General features: G+C 66.1%; 15 protein-coding genes and 1 tRNA gene. 10 read left to right on the top strand and 6 right to left on the bottom strand.

Going from position 1 to position 16,342, the window contains the following annotated elements; translation table 11 throughout:
- Positions 1-143 precede the first annotated feature (143 nt).
- On the bottom strand, positions 144-1,022 hold the full coding sequence (locus tag SD37_RS33310; RefSeq protein WP_044851494.1) for an alpha/beta fold hydrolase: 879 nt from the start codon (positions 1,020-1,022) through the stop codon (positions 144-146).
- Between the two features lie 112 nt (positions 1,023-1,134).
- On the opposite strand from SD37_RS33310, the gene SD37_RS33305 reads away from it, so the two are divergent.
- Positions 1,135-1,656 (top strand): CGNR zinc finger domain-containing protein, encoded by a 522-nt coding sequence (locus SD37_RS33305; protein WP_044851493.1) that lies wholly within the window; start codon positions 1,135-1,137, stop codon positions 1,654-1,656.
- A 149-nt stretch (positions 1,657-1,805) separates the two neighbouring features.
- Here SD37_RS33305 and SD37_RS33300 read toward each other — a convergent pair whose 3' ends face one another.
- Positions 1,806-3,320 (bottom strand): non-reducing end alpha-L-arabinofuranosidase family hydrolase, encoded by a 1,515-nt coding sequence (locus SD37_RS33300; RefSeq protein ID WP_044851526.1) that lies wholly within the window; start codon positions 3,318-3,320, stop codon positions 1,806-1,808.
- A gap of 647 nt (positions 3,321-3,967) precedes the next feature.
- On the opposite strand from SD37_RS33300, the gene SD37_RS33295 reads away from it, so the two are divergent.
- Both SD37_RS33295 and SD37_RS42260 read left to right on the top strand, forming a co-directional pair.
- The gene (locus SD37_RS33295) at positions 3,968-4,390 is read left to right on the top strand and encodes a hypothetical protein (RefSeq protein ID WP_145926788.1); all 423 of its coding nucleotides are present in this window, start codon (positions 3,968-3,970) and stop codon (positions 4,388-4,390) included.
- A gap of 91 nt (positions 4,391-4,481) precedes the next feature.
- Positions 4,482-4,805, top strand: coding sequence for a hypothetical protein (locus SD37_RS42260; protein WP_272481912.1), 324 nt, complete (start codon positions 4,482-4,484; stop codon positions 4,803-4,805).
- 53 nt (positions 4,806-4,858) lie between these two features.
- Here SD37_RS42260 and SD37_RS33285 read toward each other — a convergent pair whose 3' ends face one another.
- Genes SD37_RS33285 through SD37_RS33275 form a run of 3 tightly spaced genes read right to left on the bottom strand, consistent with a single transcriptional unit; the run spans position 4,859 to position 7,548 of the window.
- Entirely contained in the window at positions 4,859-5,701 is an 843-nt protein-coding gene (locus SD37_RS33285; protein WP_044851490.1) for an alpha/beta fold hydrolase, read from the bottom strand.
- Between the two features lie 22 nt (positions 5,702-5,723).
- Positions 5,724-6,728: an NADP-dependent oxidoreductase gene (locus tag SD37_RS33280; protein ID WP_044851489.1), complete on the bottom strand. Its 1,005-nt coding sequence runs from the start codon at positions 6,726-6,728 to the stop codon at positions 5,724-5,726.
- A 1-nt stretch (position 6,729) separates the two neighbouring features.
- Complete coding sequence (locus SD37_RS33275) at positions 6,730-7,548, bottom strand: oxidoreductase (protein ID WP_044851488.1); 819 nt, start codon at positions 7,546-7,548, stop codon at positions 6,730-6,732.
- Positions 7,549-7,675: 127 nt separating this feature from the next.
- Between SD37_RS33275 and SD37_RS33270 the strand changes: the two genes are divergently transcribed.
- From SD37_RS33270 to SD37_RS43550, 3 genes are all read left to right on the top strand, one after another.
- Complete coding sequence (locus tag SD37_RS33270; RefSeq protein ID WP_236725174.1) at positions 7,676-8,260, top strand: TetR/AcrR family transcriptional regulator; 585 nt, start codon at positions 7,676-7,678, stop codon at positions 8,258-8,260.
- Between the two features lie 238 nt (positions 8,261-8,498).
- A complete protein-coding gene (locus tag SD37_RS43555) occupies positions 8,499-8,936 on the top strand; it encodes a helix-turn-helix domain-containing protein (RefSeq protein WP_236725173.1) in 438 nt (145 codons plus the stop codon).
- A gap of 80 nt (positions 8,937-9,016) precedes the next feature.
- Positions 9,017-9,565: an integrase core domain-containing protein gene (locus SD37_RS43550; RefSeq protein WP_044851525.1), complete on the top strand. Its 549-nt coding sequence runs from the start codon at positions 9,017-9,019 to the stop codon at positions 9,563-9,565.
- Between the two features lie 452 nt (positions 9,566-10,017).
- Here SD37_RS43550 and SD37_RS33255 read toward each other — a convergent pair.
- Positions 10,018-10,090 (bottom strand) — tRNA-Ala (locus SD37_RS33255).
- Positions 10,091-10,359: 269 nt separating this feature from the next.
- On the opposite strand from SD37_RS33255, the gene SD37_RS33250 reads away from it, so the two are divergent.
- The 4 genes from SD37_RS33250 (at position 10,360) to SD37_RS33235 (ending at position 16,294) form a co-directional block, all read left to right on the top strand.
- Complete coding sequence (locus tag SD37_RS33250; RefSeq protein ID WP_044851486.1) at positions 10,360-12,513, top strand: RICIN domain-containing protein; 2,154 nt, start codon at positions 10,360-10,362, stop codon at positions 12,511-12,513.
- 100 nt (positions 12,514-12,613) lie between these two features.
- The gene (locus tag SD37_RS33245) at positions 12,614-13,168 is read left to right on the top strand and encodes an HdeD family acid-resistance protein (RefSeq protein WP_044851485.1); all 555 of its coding nucleotides are present in this window, start codon (positions 12,614-12,616) and stop codon (positions 13,166-13,168) included.
- Between the two features lie 52 nt (positions 13,169-13,220).
- Positions 13,221-14,876, top strand: coding sequence for an NAD(P)/FAD-dependent oxidoreductase (locus SD37_RS33240; RefSeq protein ID WP_044851484.1), 1,656 nt, complete (start codon positions 13,221-13,223; stop codon positions 14,874-14,876).
- Positions 14,873-16,294, top strand: a complete 1,422-nt coding sequence (locus SD37_RS33235) for an ATP-binding protein (protein ID WP_044851483.1) — start codon at positions 14,873-14,875, stop codon at positions 16,292-16,294. Before SD37_RS33240 ends, SD37_RS33235 begins: the two co-directional genes overlap by 4 nt.
- Positions 16,295-16,342: the final 48 nt, after the last annotated feature.

Genomic DNA, 16,342 nt, shown 5'->3' with positions numbered 1-16,342 from the left:
CCGGGCTTGGTCGGACGGCTGGTGCAGCAGCACACCGACGCCCGCGTCGGCCCCGGTCGCCTTTCACATGCGGCCGGGGCCGACGCGGTGTGGTGCGGTGATCAGCACGTCCGCACGGGCCGGCGTCACTTGTCCGGGTGTGGTCAGTGCAAGGTGCGGTCGAGGAAGTCTCGGATGAGTGCGGTGATTTCCGGGCCGTGTGTCTCCAGTGCGAAGTGTCCGGCGTCGAGAAGGTGCAGCTCGGCGTCGGGCAGGTCGCGAAGGAACGCGCGGGCTCCGTCGGCGCCGAAGATCTCGTCGTGCTCACCCCAGGTGATGAGCGTCGGCGGCCGGTGCTCGCGGAAGTATTGCTGGAAGGCCGGGTAGGCGTCGAGATTGAACTGGTAGTCCCAGAACAGCTGCAGTTGCGCCTCCTTGTTGCCGGGGCGGTCGAGCAGGGCCTGATCGAGGGTCCAGGTGTCCGGGGTGAGCCGGTCCAGCCGGTCGGCGGGGACGCCGTGGGTGTACTGCCAGCGGGTCGCGTCGAGGTCCAGGAGCTTGCGCACCTCCGCCTCGTGGGATTCGCGGTCCTTGGCGTGCGCGAACAGAACGTCCCAGAATGGTGTGAATCCTTCGACGTAGGCGTTGCCGGATTGCACCAGCAGCGCGCTGACCCGTTCCGGGTGACGGCTCGCGATACGGAGCCCGATGGGTGCGCCGTAGTCCTGGATGTACAGGGCGAAGCGGTCCAGGCCCAGCGCCTCGATGAGGCCCATGGTGATCGCGGTCAGGTTCTCGAACGAATAGTCGAACTCGTCGACGGCCGGGGCGTCCGAGTGCCCGAAGCCGATGTGGTCGGGGGCGATGACGTGGTAGCGGTCGGCCAGTGCGGGGATCAACGTGCGGAACATATGCGACGACGTGGGGAAACCGTGTAGCAGCACCACGGTTGGCGCGGCCGGATCACCGGCTTCCCGGTAGAACACGCCGCAGCCGTCGATGGTCGCCGTGCGGTGCAACACGGGCTGGGTGGATTCGGACATGGGTGAGTGCTCCTCGCGACTGGTTCTAACCGGCTAACTACTTGAGAACGGTTAGAGATAAGCAGGAGGGGACCTAACCTGTCAAGCGTTCGACGGAGGGTAGGATGACGCTGTGCTGCAACGCCCCCTGGTCGGCGAGCCGATCGCTCTGGACCTGCTGAACACCACGTGGCCCGATCGTGGTGAGCAGCGGGACGTCTTCGACGAGCCTGGTGGGGTCGGCACCTGGCTGGCCGAACGAGGCCTACCGGATACGCCGGGGGCTGAGGAACCGTTGCGGCACACGCGTTCCGTCCTGCGCGAGGTGCTCGAACGCCCCAGTGCTTCCGCCGAACGCGAGCTGAATGAGGTGCTGGCGCGCGGCCGTTTGCGGCCGGAGCTGCGGCAAGGCGGCCCCGAAGAAGTGATCGAGGTCGAGGAAGCGGCTTGGCGACCTGCGTGGCTCGCGGCGTACGGCTACTTGAGCCTGCTTCGCACGCGCCCGGAACGGATCAAGCGATGCTCGGCGTATCCGGCGTGCACGCTGTACTTCGACGACACGACCCGGAACGGCACCAGGCGATGGTGCTCCATGGAAACCTGCGGCAACCGGGCGAAAGCCGCTCGTCACTATCGCCGCGAACGTTCGACCTAGGCGTAGTGTCCGGGGTCCGCACCCGGTTCGCGTGGCGGCGGCTGCCCGGTCACCCAGTCCTAGTGTCCCGAACTTGAAGGACCGGCGCCCTCACCCGATGAGCGGTGAGGGCGCCGGCCCGACGGTCGAGACGGTCCTGTGTCAGACGATCAGCGCTGGAGCGTCAGCACGGCCGGCCGCCAGGGCAGGGAGTTGTACGGGCCACTGGAGCCCGGGGGAAGTCCCTGGTAGAGCAACTGGAGGTTGCAGGGGTCGACGGTCTTGGTCTGATCCGGGTTGCTCCGGACCAGATCGCCGTGGCTGATGTCGTTGGACCACGTGGCGCCGCTGTTGGCCTTGCCGGCGAACGGGTTGCTCTCGGTGGCGGCCTGCGGGGTCCACGAACCGTTGAGGCTGCTGGAGGTGAACGAGCGGAAGTAGCGTCCGTTGGCCCCCATCGCCTCGACGATCATGAGGTATTGGTTCTGGTCCTTGACCTTGTACACCTCGACGGCCTCGAACAGGTTTTCCCTGGTGTCGCTCATGATCGTCGTGTACGACGTGCCGAAGCTGCCGGGGAAGTTCCCGATCGGCATGCTGGCGCGGTAGATGTTGCCGTTGTCACCGGCGAAGAACAGGTACATGTTCGTGCCGTCGCCGATGATGGTCTGGTCGAGGGCGCCGCCGCCGGGGATATTGCCCGAGAAGAGCTCCTGCGGCGCCGACCAGCCGTTGGCGTTGGTGGGATCGTTGGTGGTCCGATAGCTGAACGTGGTCGGACCCCACTGGTAGGCGAGCACCCAGATGTTCTTCGGTGCGAAGTAGAACAACGTGGGCGCGACGGTGCCGATGTTCATCGTGTTCTGCGGGGCGGAGGCCATGTCCGACCAGTTGGTGAACGTCCCGAAGTTCATCGAGCCGTAGTGCTGCCCCGACGCGTCGACCGTCGAACCGTAGACGAGGTGCTTACCGTTGTAGACGACGTTGGTGAAGTCCTTGAGCGAGATCCAGTCCGACTTGGGGTTCGCCAGCGCGCCCGTCGACGACCAGCGATAGCTCGACGGGAGCCGGCACGATCCGCCCGGCGTGTCGCCCACGCGGACGAGTTTCCACTGCTGGTTGGCCCCGTTCCAGTCGCCGTACTGCACGACCGCCGCTCCGTCCGCGGTGGAGAGGCCGGTCACCTCCACGGCCTTGCCGCTGTTGTTGTTGAGCAACCTGACGTAGCCGCTGTCGGAGTCCGCGAGCCGGAACTGCTGGTTGGTGCTGTTGTTGTCCGTCCACTGCTGGATCTTGCCGCCGTCCGCGGTCGACCAGTTGCCGACCTCGAGGACCTTGCCGGAATTCTTGGATTTCAGCCGGTAGTAACCGTTTCCGGAATCCACGAACTGCCACTGCTGGTTGGCCCCGTCGTGGCGGGACCACTGATGGACCACCGCCCCGTCGGCGGTGGAAGCGCCCGCGACGTCGATCGCCTTGCCACTGTTGCGATTGACCAGCACGTACCACGCGTTCGTGTCGACGGTCGCCGCCGACGCCGTACCGGTGTCGAGCGCGACCGCCGTGGCGGTCGCGAGAATGGTCACGAGCAAGGTGCTCAGCGCGGACGCCCAACGACCGCGCCGGACGCCGGCCGCACGGTGACGCGCTACCTGGCGCCGCCCGCTCGGGGGAACTTGGCCCATCGAATCCACAGTGATTCTCCTTCAGAGTCAAGGCCACATCGGGCCCGATATGCGCGACAAGGAGACCCGATCCCCGCACTCACGATTCGGTCCGATGAGAGCACGGGTCGGATCTGTTCCCTTGGCCGTACTGGACGACTTATTCCGTACGCGGCCGAAAGGCCCTCGATCTCCGCGGCATTGCCGTTGTTGCGTTCTACGGCTTAGCCGCTGTGGCTAGGCGACGCGCCGCCCACGCGGTTGACGGTCCTGCTCGGATTCGCCGTTGAATCTCATGACAGCTCCTTGTCGAGACAAAGGTTCAGCAGAGACAGCACCATAGTGTTAGCGCTAACATTCGAGCCACAAAACGCGTTCACGCCACAGGACTTCGAGGGAAACGGTGAACATCGCCGCTTTGTGAGGCTGCCAGATTCCTCCCGAACCTTCAAGAGGCAACTGTGCGAAGGTGTCCGCGTCGAACGGAAGAAAGATGCGCTGTCTCGCCGGAACGGAAAGTATTCGAAGACAAGCCGGGCCCGGGGTCGGCGGGTGGAAACAGGATGTCTCGGACTGCTGAGGCAACCGCGACAGCGTTCTGGGCGTGCTGAGGGCATGACGTCGTCGAGGTCCTGGCTGCCCGGAATGGCCGTGTTGTGGCTTCCCTGATGTTGCTGGTCTGCGGGCTCGCGGTGCTGTGGCTCGGTGTTTCCCTCGCCGCGGATGTCAACCGGTCGGCAGGGCTCGTCCCCGGGCGGGTCGTGGCGACCGGGGTCCGGATGACCTTGACCGCGGACGTCCAATACACCGGACCCGACGGCGTGACGAGGACGGAAACCTTCGAGCATCACATGCCGCGCAAGATCCACCAGGGGAGCCGGGTACAGATCCGGGTGTGGCCGGACGAGCGACGCGCGGAATTGGACGAAGGTGACAAGCACACCGACGTGATCGTCATGGGCAGTGCGCTGACTGTGCTCAGCGCGGGCGCCCTCGTCTTGCTGCTGCTGTGGCATCACGGCGTGCGGATGGAGAAATCCCGAGCGCGGTTCCACCTGTGGTGGTGCTGGTTGGTTTCCTTCTGGCGGTGACGGTTCGCCGACCCTCCGCCGGGCTGGTTGCTCCGGCTACTGGGCAGTAACTGAAGTTCGCCACGCCAATTCTCAAAGTAAGTGGTGTTTCGTGACTGTGGAGCTAAGGGGAACTTACTGCAACACAAAACCCCAGGTAGAAGCCCTGGAGGCGCTGCTCCGGAAACTCCCCGATCCGTCCCCGCCCGCTGACCGGCCGAAACCAGGTCGTGCCCGGCAACTCGACGCGTTCCACCTCTACAACCTCGGCTGGTCCCTCGCCCGGGTCGGCGAACACCTCGGCGTCGACCACACCACCGTGCTGACCAAACTCCGCGAACGCGGCATCCCACCCGCGACACCCACGGACGACCACGATCGTGAGGTCCATTGTTCTTGTCTCGATGTCGAGGGGCATGCCCGTGGCCATGGTTGATTAGTCCGCGTCGACGTAGTGTTTCTCTCGGCAGTGTCCGACGCCGCCGAGAGTCACGACTCGAAGAAGGTCAGGGCTTCGTCGACGAACTTGTCGTGATATTGGAAGATGCCGCCGTGTCCGGCATCGGGGTAGAGCGTGAGCTGGGCATTGGGCAGGCGCCGGGCCAGGTCGGCGGAGTTGCCGCTGGGCACCATCCTGTCGTGGTCGCCGTTGGCGACGAGGACCGGATGGTGGATGACGCTGAGGTCGGATGGCTGCTGGCGTCCCCAGGTGTGGATGGCTTTGAGCTGGTTGCGGAATGCGGTGACGGAAATCGTTTTATCCCGGTTTTCCGTGCGTTCCTTCAGTCGGTTCACGAACTGCCGGGCCGTGGCCTTTCCGTTGGCCGTGCGGGTGAAGAAGAGGTATTCCTTCGGGTCTTTGAAGGTCAGCACGGCTTTCAAGGTGTCGAGCAGCGTGATCGGAGTGACCTTGTCGATGCCTTCGCCGCCGGCTGGGCCGGTGCCCGCGAGGATCAGCTTGCGGACGAGTCGTGGTTCCTCTTCGGCGATCACCTGGGCGACGAAGCCGCCAAGTGAGAATCCGAGGAGGTCAACCTGATGGTAGCCCAATGCCCGGATGAAGGCGACGGCGTCGCGTGCCATCGCGGTCACCGAGCGCGGCGTTGTGCCTTGTGAGGCACCGACTCCCCGGTTGTCGAAGGTGATCACGTGGTGTCGCGCGGCGATGCCGTCGACGACCCTGGGGTCCCAGTTGTCCAGGACCGCGGCCAGGTGGTTGAGGAAGATCACCGGGGTGCCGGTGTCCGGCCCCAGTTCCCGATAGGCGAACTTCGCTCCGCCGATGCCGACGGTCTTGGTCGGCGCGTCCTGGTAAGTGGTGAGCACGCTCATGGTTCAGCTCCTGCCTGATGGTTTATTTCACCTTGATGACGACTTTGCCTTTGGTGCGACCCTTTTCGACGTACGCCATGGCTTCGTTGGTCGATTCGAACGGGAAGACGCGGTCCATGACCGGCCGGATGATCTCGGAGTCGATGAGCGACGTGATCTCGCGGAGCTGGGCTCCGCTCGCCCGCATGAAGAGGAACGAATAGCTGATTCCGCGGCGCTTGGCGGCTTTCCTGACCCGATGACTCAGGACACGCGTCACCGGCCGCAGGATCCATGGCTTTCCGATCTCCCTCGCGAAGGCGGGGTCCGGTGGGCCGGAGATCGAGATGAGCTTTCCGCCGGGCTTCAGCACCCGCAGGGACTTCATGAGCGTCGCGTTGTCGAGGCTGTTCACCACTACGTCGTAGTCGCGGAGAACGGTTTCGAAGTCGTCCTTCCGGTAGTCGATCACGACATCCGCGCCGAGACTGGTGACCAGGTCGATGTTGGCCGCGCTGGTCGTCGTCGCCACGCTCGCGCCGAGATGCTTCGCCAGCTGGATCGCGAAGGTTCCGACGCCACCGGATCCAGCGTGGATGAAGACCTTCTGCCCCTTCTTCAGGCCGGCGATTTCGATCAACGCCTGCCAGGCGGTCAAGCCGACCAGCGGGACGGAGGCCGCTTCCTCCATCGTGAGGTTCTTCGGCTTCGCGGCCAGGTCGTCTTCGTGGATGGCGATGAATTCCGCGAAGGTGCCGATGCGGTCCTTGTCCGGTCGCGCGTAGACCTCGTCGCCCGGTTTGAACTTCCGGACCCGGGCCCCGACTTGGACCACGACGCCGGCCACGTCGTTGCCCAGGACCAACGGCAGGCGGTAGGGCAGGATCAGCTTGAACTCCCCATCCCGAATCTTGGCGTCCAGCACGTTGACGCCCGCGGCGTGAATCTGGACCAGCACGTCGTTTTCGCACACCTCGGGCTCGGGCACGTCGGCTGCCCGCAGGTCGTTGCCGGTCTTTCCGTAGCGATCGAGCGTGAATGCCCGCATGTCAGCCCGCCATCCGGTGGAGTTTGCGGACGCTCTTGTCGAAGGCCTGCGCGGGGGCGATGCGGCGCAGCACGCTGACGCGTCCGGCCGTCGAACCCGCCGTGTAGCGCAGTTTCGGTTTCGGATCGGTTGCCGCCGCGGCGATCACCTTGGCGACGACGGCGGGATCGTCGCCGCCGCGCATCGACTCCCTCATGACGTCTTCGAAGACGCGCCGTCGGTGCGCGTAGACCGCCAGCGGAGTGTCTGCCTGCACCTGGTTGGCGTCGAACGGAGTGTTGACCGGGCCGGGCTGGACCCGCAGCACCCGCACGCCGTATTCGCGGACCTCATGGTCCAGTGATTCGGAGTACCCCTCGACCGCGTGCTTGGTCGCGACGTAGTTGGCCATGAAGGGGTTGGGCACGAAGCCGGCGACGGACGAGACGTTGATGATGCGGCCGCTGCCGCGGGTGCGCATGTGCGGCAGGACGGCCTTCGTCATGCGGATGAGGCCGAAAACGTTGACGTCGAACACGTTCTGGGTCTGGGCGACCGAGAACTCCTCGGCGGCGCCGTTGGCGCCGATCCCGGCGTTGTTGACCAGCACGTCGAGCCGTCCAAAGCGGTCGAGCACCTGCTCGACGACGTTGGCGACCGACTCGTCCCTGGTCACGTCGAGGTTCAGGAACGTCACGCCGTTGCCGGGGGCGATGTGCGAGGTGTCGCGGCTCGTTCCGATCACCGTGAAGCCTGCGGCAGCGAGGGTGAGCGTGGTGGCCTTGCCGATGCCGGATGATGCGCCCGTCACCAGCGCCACCTGCGGAGATGTTGTCTTCATGGCTCCCATCCCTTTAAATTACGATCGTACTACCATAGGCACGACGAGACCTCGCACGCAAGGGTTCGGGGGGATTTGAATTATGACCGTACTAACATGGGTGACAGGCTGAGCGGAGGAGCGAGTGGTGCGGTACGGGAAAGAGCACAAGCTGGCGACGAGACAGCGGATCGTCGAGACGGCCGGTCGCCGATTCAAGCGCGACGGCATCGACGGCTCCGGTGTCGCCACGCTCATGAAGGACGCGGGCCTGACCAACGGCGCCTTCTACGCCCACTTCGAGTCCAAAGAGGGTCTCGTCGCCACTGCGGTCTCCGAGCAACTACGCGGCCAGCGCGAGTGGCTCACCTCATTCGAACCCGGCCGCGCCGGGATCGAGGCGATGGTGCGCACCTACCTCTCACCCGAACATCGCGACAACCCCGAGGACGGCTGCCCGTCCGCCGCCCTGCTCGACGAGATCAGTCGGTGCACGGATCCGACCAAGCAGGCGTACACGGACAGCGTCCTCGGGATCATCGACGACATCGCCACCCGACTGGTACCGCACGATCCACAGTCAGCACGCACCACGGTGCTCAGCGTCTACGCCCTGATGGTCGGAACCCTGCAACTCGCCCGCGCCCTCGCCGACCGGCAACTCGCCGACGACGTGCTGGAACAAGGCATCCGCAACGCCCTGACGGTGCTGGACGCCGCATCCGCGAACTGAGCCACCGCATCGCCGAAAGTGTTGCCTTCACGGGTGTAACGAAGTCGCATTGCCAGGATGAAACGAGATTTGGCAAGTCAGCGGGTGGTGGTCACCGGCGCGGGGAATCGGGGCGCAGGCGACGTCGGCCACCTCGACACCGACGCGGCTACCTGACCCTGTGGGGTTCCAGAAGTCGGCTCATGTATCCTGGCCTGGGGTAATGGCAGGCTCGGCGGGCAGGGCATGATCGGCAGCCATGGCGTTGCGTCTGCTCTATCTGATCTTCCTGCGGCTTGTGGGTCTGCTGGTGTTGCTTGGGCGCTCGTCGGCATCCAAGGACGTCGAGTTGCTGGTGCTACGCCACGAGGTCGCCGTGTTGCGCAGAGGCAACCCGAAACCTCCTCTGGACTGGGCCGACCGGGCTGTTTTCGCGGCGTTGGTCCGGCTGTTGCCCAAGACGCTGCGGATACATCGGCTGGTTACCCCGGGCACGATCCTGCGCTGGCACCGTCGGCTGGTAGCCGCGAAGTGGACCTATCCACACCGGCACGGGCGTCCGCCCGTCGACGACGCGATCGCCGGGCTGATCGAACGGATGGCCAGGGAGAACCACAGCTGGGCTATAAGAGGATTCAGGGTGAGCTGCTCAAGCTTGGACACCAGGTCGGTTCCTCGACGATCCGGCGGATCCTGAAGCGTGCGCGCATACCTCCCGCGCCGGACCGGCACACCGACACGACCTGGCGGCAGTTCCTGCGTACACAGGCCTCGACGATGCTGGCGTGCGACTTCTTCCACGTCGACTGCGCGCTTACTCTCAAGCGGATCTACGTGTTCTTCGTGCTGGAGGTCGGCAGCCGCTATGTCCACGTCCTCGGCATGACCACGAATCCGGACGGCAGGTGGACCACTCAGCAGATCCGCAACCTCGTGCTGGATCTCGGTGATCGAGTCAATGAGTTCAGATTTCTGATCCGCGACCGGGCCGGCCAGTTCACGGCCTCCTTCGATGCCGTCCTGGCCGACGGGGGCATCGAGACGATCAGGATTCCGCCGCGTTGCCCACGGGCGAACGGCTACGCCGAACGGTTCGTGCTCACGGCCAGAACCGAGCTCACCGACCGTATGTTGATCCTCAACGAGCGGCATCTGCACGCCGTGCTCGCCGAGTACGTCCGGCACTACAACGGTCGACGACCGCACCGCTCCCGCGAGCTTCGCCCACCCCGGCCGACCCACCCCGTGGCAGACCTCAACTCTCAGCGGATCAAACGACAGCGGCTTCTCGGAGGCATGATCAACGAGTACGAGCGAGCCGCGTAAATCCACTGGTCAGCACCGGTGACCGACTTTTGGAACCTCACAGGTTTTCCGCGACGATAGCTGCTCCGATCGCGAGGAGATGCCCAAGACCCGCTCGCACCGGATTCGGCTGCTGGCTGTCGTCGATGAACACCAGTCGCATCATGACTCCGTTCCGATCACTGCATTGACTGTGTCGTCGAATCGTCATAGTCGTAACACCGGAGCCAAACTGATTCCGCTCATGTGACCCGGCGCAGGCGGAGGACAACGACGATAGAACCACCCGAACGGGTTACGGGACTGGGGCAGTGTTGATGACCCCGTTTCAAACGGGGTCATGAGCGTGCCCCAGTTTTGCCCCAGTTACTGAACGGTAGCCGAAGTTCGGCGCGGCGTTTCTCAAAGTGTGGCGAAACGAAAAAACCGCCCGACCTCGGCAAACTTGCCAGGTGGGCGGTGTTTCGTCACTGTGGAGCTAAGGGGACTCGAACCCCTGACCCCCTCACTGCCAGTGAGGTGCGCTACCAGCTGCGCCATAGCCCCGGAGCGAAGTTGTACTCCGCATCTCGTGTGTCCATACATTACACCGCCCGCGAAGGCCGTTCACGCGGGGGTCACCTTGTGTGGGCGCGACCGACCGAAACCCGGCTGACCTGCATCTTTGAGGCTTATTTTTAGTTGTGTATTGACTCCGCGTGTGACCGCCGTTACGTTTTCGACCATCGTGACGCCGAGGTCCCCGCCCGCTACGCCGCGTCTCCATTGGGCTCCGCCTCAGCTCGCCCTGCCCCAATGACGCGGAGGAGGTCCGGATGCGGGCCAGAGCAGCTCTGTTAACCCTGTTTTCCCTGGTCGGAGCGCTGATCGTGGTGGCTCCGGCGGCGCAGGCGGCCATCGTGCCCGACGCTTGGTACACGGTGACCGCCACCAGCGGGAAGTGCGTGGACGCGCGGGCCGCCGGGACGGCGAACGGGACGGTCGTCCAGCAGTACGCGTGCAACCAGACCTTCTCCCAGCAGTGGCAGTTCCAGCCCACGTCGGGCGGCTATTACCGGGTCAACACCCGCAACGACCCGGCGCGGGTGTGGGACGTCGCCGACGTGTCGACGGCCGACGGGGGACTGGTCCATCTGTGGGCCTACGGCGGCGGGAACAACCAGCAGTGGCAGCCGGTCGAGGAATCCGGTGGGGCGTATCACTTCGTCAGCCGCAACAGCGGTAAGTGCCTGGACGTCCCGGGAGCCTCGACCGCGGACAGTGTCCAGCTCCAGCAGTACGCGTGCAACGGTTCCGGCGCGCAGTCGTTCCGGCTCACGCCGGTTTCCGGCACCGCGAACCCCGATCTCGGGCCGAACGTGCTCGTCTTCGACCCCGGTATGGCGCAGTCGGCGATCCAATCCCAGGTCAACAGCGTGTTCTCGCAGCAGGAGACCAACCAGTTCGGGGCGAACCGCAAGGCGTTGCTCTTCAAACCGGGCGTGTACAACGTCGACGTCAATGTCGGGTTCTACACGCAGGTGCTCGGGCTCGGGCTTTCGCCGGACAACGTGACGATCAACGGCGCGGTGCACGCGGAGGCCGACTGGTTCCAGGGTAACGCGACGCAGAACTTCTGGCGTGGCGCGGAAAACCTCTCCGTCAACCCCAGTGGCGGAACGGATCGTTGGGCCGTTTCACAGGCCGCGCCCTACCGGCGGATGCATGTCCGCGGCAATCTGCAGCTCGACGACGGCGGCTGGTCCAGTGGCGGCTGGATGTCCGACTCCAAGGTCGACGGCCAGGTCCGGTCCGGTTCGCAGCAGCAGTGGATCTCGCGCAACTCGCAGTTCGGCGGCTGGACCGGCTCCAATTGGAACATGGTGTTCGCGGGCGTCGACGGCGCGCCGGCGACGAGTTTCCCGAATCCGCCTTACACCACGGTTAACACGACGCCGGTCGTGCGGGAGAAGCCGTTCCTCTACGTCGACAACACGGGCGCGTACCAGGTTTTCGTGCCTTCCACGCGCACCAACGCGTCGGGCATCACGTGGGGCGCCAACCAGCCGGGGGCGTCGCTGCCGATCAGCCGGTTCTTCATCGCGAAACCCGGCACGACGGCGTCGCAGCTCAACGCGGCCCTCGCCGAGGGTAAGGACCTCCTGATCACGCCGGGCGTCTACCACCTCAACGAGACGCTCCGTGTGACCAGGCCGGACACCGTCGTGCTCGGCCTCGGACTGGCGACGCTGGTCCCGGACAACGGCATCACCGCGATGACGGTGGCCGACGTCGACGGCGTGAAGGTGGCGGGCGTGCTGATCGACGCGGGCACCACGAACTCGAACACGCTGATGGAGGTCGGCCCGGCGAACTCCGCGCAGGATCACGCGGCGAACCCGACTTCGCTGCACGACGTGTTCTTCCGCGTCGGCGGGGCGGGCGTCGGCAAGGCCACGAACAGCCTGGTGGTCAACAGTGACGACGTCATCGGCGACCACCTGTGGATCTGGCGCGCCGACCACGGCAGCGGGGTCGGGTGGGCCACCAACACCGCCGACACCGGCCTGATCGTCAACGGCGACGACGTCACGATGTACGGCCTGTTCGTCGAGCATTATCAGAAGTACCAGACGATCTGGGCGGGCAACCGCGGCCGGACGTACTTCTACCAGAACGAAATGCCTTACGACCCACCGAAACAGGCCGCCTGGATGAACGGGTCGACCCGGGGTTACGCGGCCTACAAGGTGGCGGACTCCGTCACGGCCCACGAGGCGTACGGGCTCGGCAGCTACTGCTTCTTCAACGTGAACCCGAGTGTGGTCGCGGATCGCGCGATCGAGGTACCGAACACCCCGAACGTGCGGTTCCGCAGCATGGTCACCGTCTCCCTCGGCGGTAACGGGACCATCGCCAGGGTCATCAACAACACCGGCGGACCGTCGAATTCGGGGACGAACGTGGCCAACCTGGTCGCGTATCCCTGAGGAACCCCGGTGCGCGCCGTGATGGCGGTCGCGGCGCGCACCGGCCCCCGAACGGGTGGTGTGCCGCGCGCACGCCCTCCGGCGCTTCGATACTCGGAGCATGCCTCTCGTCGGTTTCACCGCCATCGAACCCCGCCTGGCCTGGCCGCTCGCCGCCCTCCGCGGGGTCTTCGCCGTCTTGTTCGGGGTGCTCGCGCTGATCTGGCCGGGCACGACCGTCCTGGTGCTGGCAATCCTCTACGGCGTCTACGCGATTTTCGACGGCATCGGCGGCGTGATGCAGGCCTTCCGGCCGGGCGACGCCGCCCACCGTGCCGCCTACGGGGTGCTGGGCCTGCTCGGCATCATCGCCGGGGTGCTGGTGCTGCTCTGGCCGGGGATCACGGTGCTGGTGCTGGCGCTGCTCGTCGGTTTCTGGGCGATCTTCACCGGCATCGTCGAGATCGTCGCCGCGATCCGGCTGCGCAAGCAGATCGAGGGCGAGGCCTTCCTCATCGCGGCGGGGGCGCTCTCGCTGATCGCGGGCATCGTGATCGTGTTCAACCCGGTCGCCGGCGCGTTCGGGATCGCGCTGCTGGTCGGGATCTACGCCCTGATCTACGGCGTGATCCTGCTGGTACTGGCCTTCCGGCTGCGCAAGCTCGCGCGAGCCTGAGCGCTTCCGGAGCGGCGAGTCCGGTGAACGCGGGATCGCTTAGGCTGATCCGGTGAGCCAGCCGATCCTGTTGACCGTCGACGACGATCCCGCCGTATCCCGTTCGGTCGCCCGCGACCTGCGCAGACGGTACGGGAAGGACTACCGGATCATCCGGGCCGATTCCGGGGCCGACGCCCTGGAAGCACTGCGCGAGATCAAGCTGCGCGGCGACGCCGTGGCCGCGATCCTCGCCGACTACCGGATGCCGCAGATGGACGGCATCGTCTTCCTCGAGAAGGCGATGGACCTGTTCCCGAACGCCCGTCGCGCGCTGCTGACCGCCTACGCCGACACCGACGCCGCGATCCAGGCCATCAACGTGGTCGACGTCGACCACTACCTGCTCAAGCCGTGGGATCCGCCGGAGGAGAAGCTCTACCCGGTCATCGACGCGCTGGTGGAGACCTGGCGCGCGGTGGGGGAGCGGCCGGTCGACGAGATCAAGCTCATCGGCCACCGGTACTCGTCGCCGTCGTTCCACCTGCGTGACTTCCTGGCGCGCAACGCCGTGCCGTACCGCTGGTACTCGGTCGACGACGACGAGGGCCGCCGGATCCTGGAGGCCGCGGACGCCGCGCCGCAGGACATCCCGGTGCTGGTCACGCCGGACGGCACGGTGCTGCGCCAGCCGTCCGGACCGGAACTCGCCGACGCCGTCGGGCTCTCGACGCGGCCCGCGCAGGAGTTCTACGACCTGATCGTGATCGGCGGCGGGCCGGCCGGGCTCGGGGCGGCCGTGTACGGCGCGTCGGAGGGGCTGCGGACGGTCATCGTCGAGCGCAAGGCCACCGGCGGGCAGGCGGGCACCAGCTCCCGGATCGAGAACTACCTGGGCTTCCCCGACGGGGTTTCCGGCGCGCAGCTCACCGACCGCGCCCGCCGCCAGGCGTTGAAGTTCGGCGCGGAGGTGCTCACCACCCGCGACGTCGTCGGCCTGGAGGCGCGCGGTTCGGCGCGGGTGGTCATGTTCGGCGACGGGACCGAGATCGCCGCGCATTCGGTGGTGCTGGCCAGCGGCGTCACCTATCGCGCCCTGAACGCCGAGGGGATCGAGAAACTCACCGGCCGCGGCGTCTACTACGGCTCGGCCGCCACCGAAGCGCCCGAGTGCAAGGGCGAGCACGTCTACATCGTCGGCGGCGCGAACTCGGCGGGCCAGGCGGCGGTGTTCTTCTCCAAGCACGCCGCCGACGTCACGATCCTCGTCCGCGGCGAGTCGCTCGAAGCGTCGATGTCGCACTATCTGATCGAGCAGATCGCCGGGATACCGAACATCCACGTCCGCACCCGGACCACGGTGGTCGAGGCCCACGGCGACGACCATCTCGAACGGCTCACCCTGTGCGAGAACGGTGGCGCGACCGAGACCGTGCCCACCGGCCATCTCTTCATCTTCATCGGCGCCGCGCCGCGGACCGACTGGCTGGGCACGGAGATCCTGCGGGACGACCACGGTTTCGTCCGGACCGGACCCGATCTGCTGACCGACGGCGCGCAGCCGCCCGGCTGGCCGCTGGACCGCGACCCGCACTACCTGGAGTCGTCCATCCCCGGCGTGTTCGTCGCGGGTGACGTCCGGGCGGCGTCGGTGAAACGTGTCGCTTCCGCCGTCGGCGAAGGCGCCATGGCGGTCACCCTGGTTCATCGTTATCTGGAGGAGCAATGAGCGTTCTGCCCCGGGAGGAACTGCGCGGGCTCTTCCTCTTCGAGCACCTCAGCGAGGAACAGCTGGACTGGATCGACGAGCACGCCGTGCTGGAGCGGTACGCCGGCGGCACGACGGTCATCCGCGAGGGCGAGCCGGCCACCTGTTTCTACCTTCTGCTGTCCGGCGCGCTGCGGATGACGCGGCTTGTCGGCGGCACCGAGGTCGAGACGATCCGGTCCGACCAGCGGGGCGCGTACTGCGGCGCGACGCAGTTCTTCGTGCACCAGGAGACCGAGCACACTTACGGCGCTTCGGTGCACGCGGTCAGCGACCTCACCTTCCTGACCCTGCCCGCGGCCGAGTTCGCCACCGAGTTCCGCCGCTGGTTCCCGATGGCGACGCATCTGCTGGAGGGCATGTACCTCGGCTGGCGCAACAGCGACACGGTGATCGGCTCGCGGCGGCGTCTGCTCGCGCTCGGCGAGCTGTCCGCCGGGCTGACCCACGAACTCAACAACCCGGCCGCGGCCGCCGTACGGGCGACGGCCGCGCTGCGGGAGCGCGTCGCGGGGATGCGGCACAAACTCGCGCTGCTGGCGAAGAAGAACGTCGATCCCACGTTGCTGGAGCAGTTGCTCGACATCCAGGAGCAGCTGGTCAAGCAGGTCGCCTCGGCGCCGAAGCTGACCGCGATGCAGCAGGCCGACCGCGAGGACGAGATCGGCGACTGGTTCGACGACCACGGCATCGACCAGGGCTGGGACCTCGCCGACATCTACGTCCGCGCCGGGCTGACCGTGCCGGATCTCGACCGCCTGCTGGAATCGGTGGGGGAGACCTTCCTCGACGGCGCCGTCCGCTGGCTGGCGTACGCGCTCGAGACCGAGATGCTGATGGGCGAGATCGAGGATTCGACGACGCGGATCTCGGTGCTGGTCGGCAAGGCCAAGCAGTACTCCCAAATGGACCGTGCGCCGCACCAGTGGATCGACGTCCACGAAGGACTCGACTCCACGCTCGTCATGCTCGCCGGCAAGATCGCGCCGGGCATCCGGGTCGTGAAGGAATACGACCACACGGTGCCGAGGATCCCGGCGTACGCGGGCGAACTGAACCAGGTGTGGACGAACGTCATCGACAACGCGCTCGGCGCCATGGGTGCCGAGGGCACGCTGACGCTGCGGACCTCCCGGGTGGACGATCACGTGCACGTCGAGATCGGCGACACCGGCCCGGGGATCCCGGTGGAGATCCGGCAGCGGATCTTCGAACCGTTCTTCACCACGAAACCGGTGGGGCAGGGGACCGGGCTCGGCCTGGACATCTCCTGGCGCATCATCGTCGAGCGGCATCAGGGCGATCTGCGGGTCGATTCGGAACCCGGGAACACGCGATTCACCGTCTGCCTGCCGGTCTCGGAGCAGTCCGTGATCTGATTTTCCTTCTACCCCAACGGTTCGCCAGGAGTTGACGACTTCCTCCGT

Origin of the sequence: Amycolatopsis orientalis (assembly GCF_000943515.2) — a bacterium.
Taxonomy (GTDB): domain Bacteria; phylum Actinomycetota; class Actinomycetes; order Mycobacteriales; family Pseudonocardiaceae; genus Amycolatopsis; species Amycolatopsis orientalis.
Note: the sequence above shows the minus strand (reverse complement) of the source record. Positions and strands in the feature narration are given on the sequence as shown.

Excerpts from the sequence above, each read along its gene's own strand:
- SD37_RS33310 (WP_044851494.1), bottom strand. The coding sequence starts at position 1,022 with ATGTCCGAATCCACCCAGCCCGTGTTGCACCGCACGGCGACCATCGAC.
- SD37_RS33300 (WP_044851526.1), bottom strand. The coding sequence starts at position 3,320 with ATGGGCCAAGTTCCCCCGAGCGGGCGGCGCCAGGTAGCGCGTCACCGT.
- SD37_RS33295 (WP_145926788.1), top strand. The coding sequence starts at position 3,968 with ATGTTGCTGGTCTGCGGGCTCGCGGTGCTGTGGCTCGGTGTTTCCCTC.
- SD37_RS33285 (WP_044851490.1), bottom strand. The coding sequence starts at position 5,701 with ATGAGCGTGCTCACCACTTACCAGGACGCGCCGACCAAGACCGTCGGC.
- SD37_RS33280 (WP_044851489.1), bottom strand. The coding sequence starts at position 6,728 with ATGCGGGCATTCACGCTCGATCGCTACGGAAAGACCGGCAACGACCTG.
- SD37_RS33275 (WP_044851488.1), bottom strand. The coding sequence starts at position 7,548 with ATGAAGACAACATCTCCGCAGGTGGCGCTGGTGACGGGCGCATCATCC.
- SD37_RS43555 (WP_236725173.1), top strand. The coding sequence starts at position 8,499 with ATGGCGTTGCGTCTGCTCTATCTGATCTTCCTGCGGCTTGTGGGTCTG.
- SD37_RS43550 (WP_044851525.1), top strand. The coding sequence starts at position 9,017 with ATGCTGGCGTGCGACTTCTTCCACGTCGACTGCGCGCTTACTCTCAAG.
- SD37_RS33250 (WP_044851486.1), top strand. The coding sequence starts at position 10,360 with ATGCGGGCCAGAGCAGCTCTGTTAACCCTGTTTTCCCTGGTCGGAGCG.
- SD37_RS33245 (WP_044851485.1), top strand. The coding sequence starts at position 12,614 with ATGCCTCTCGTCGGTTTCACCGCCATCGAACCCCGCCTGGCCTGGCCG.
- SD37_RS33235 (WP_044851483.1), top strand. The coding sequence starts at position 14,873 with ATGAGCGTTCTGCCCCGGGAGGAACTGCGCGGGCTCTTCCTCTTCGAG.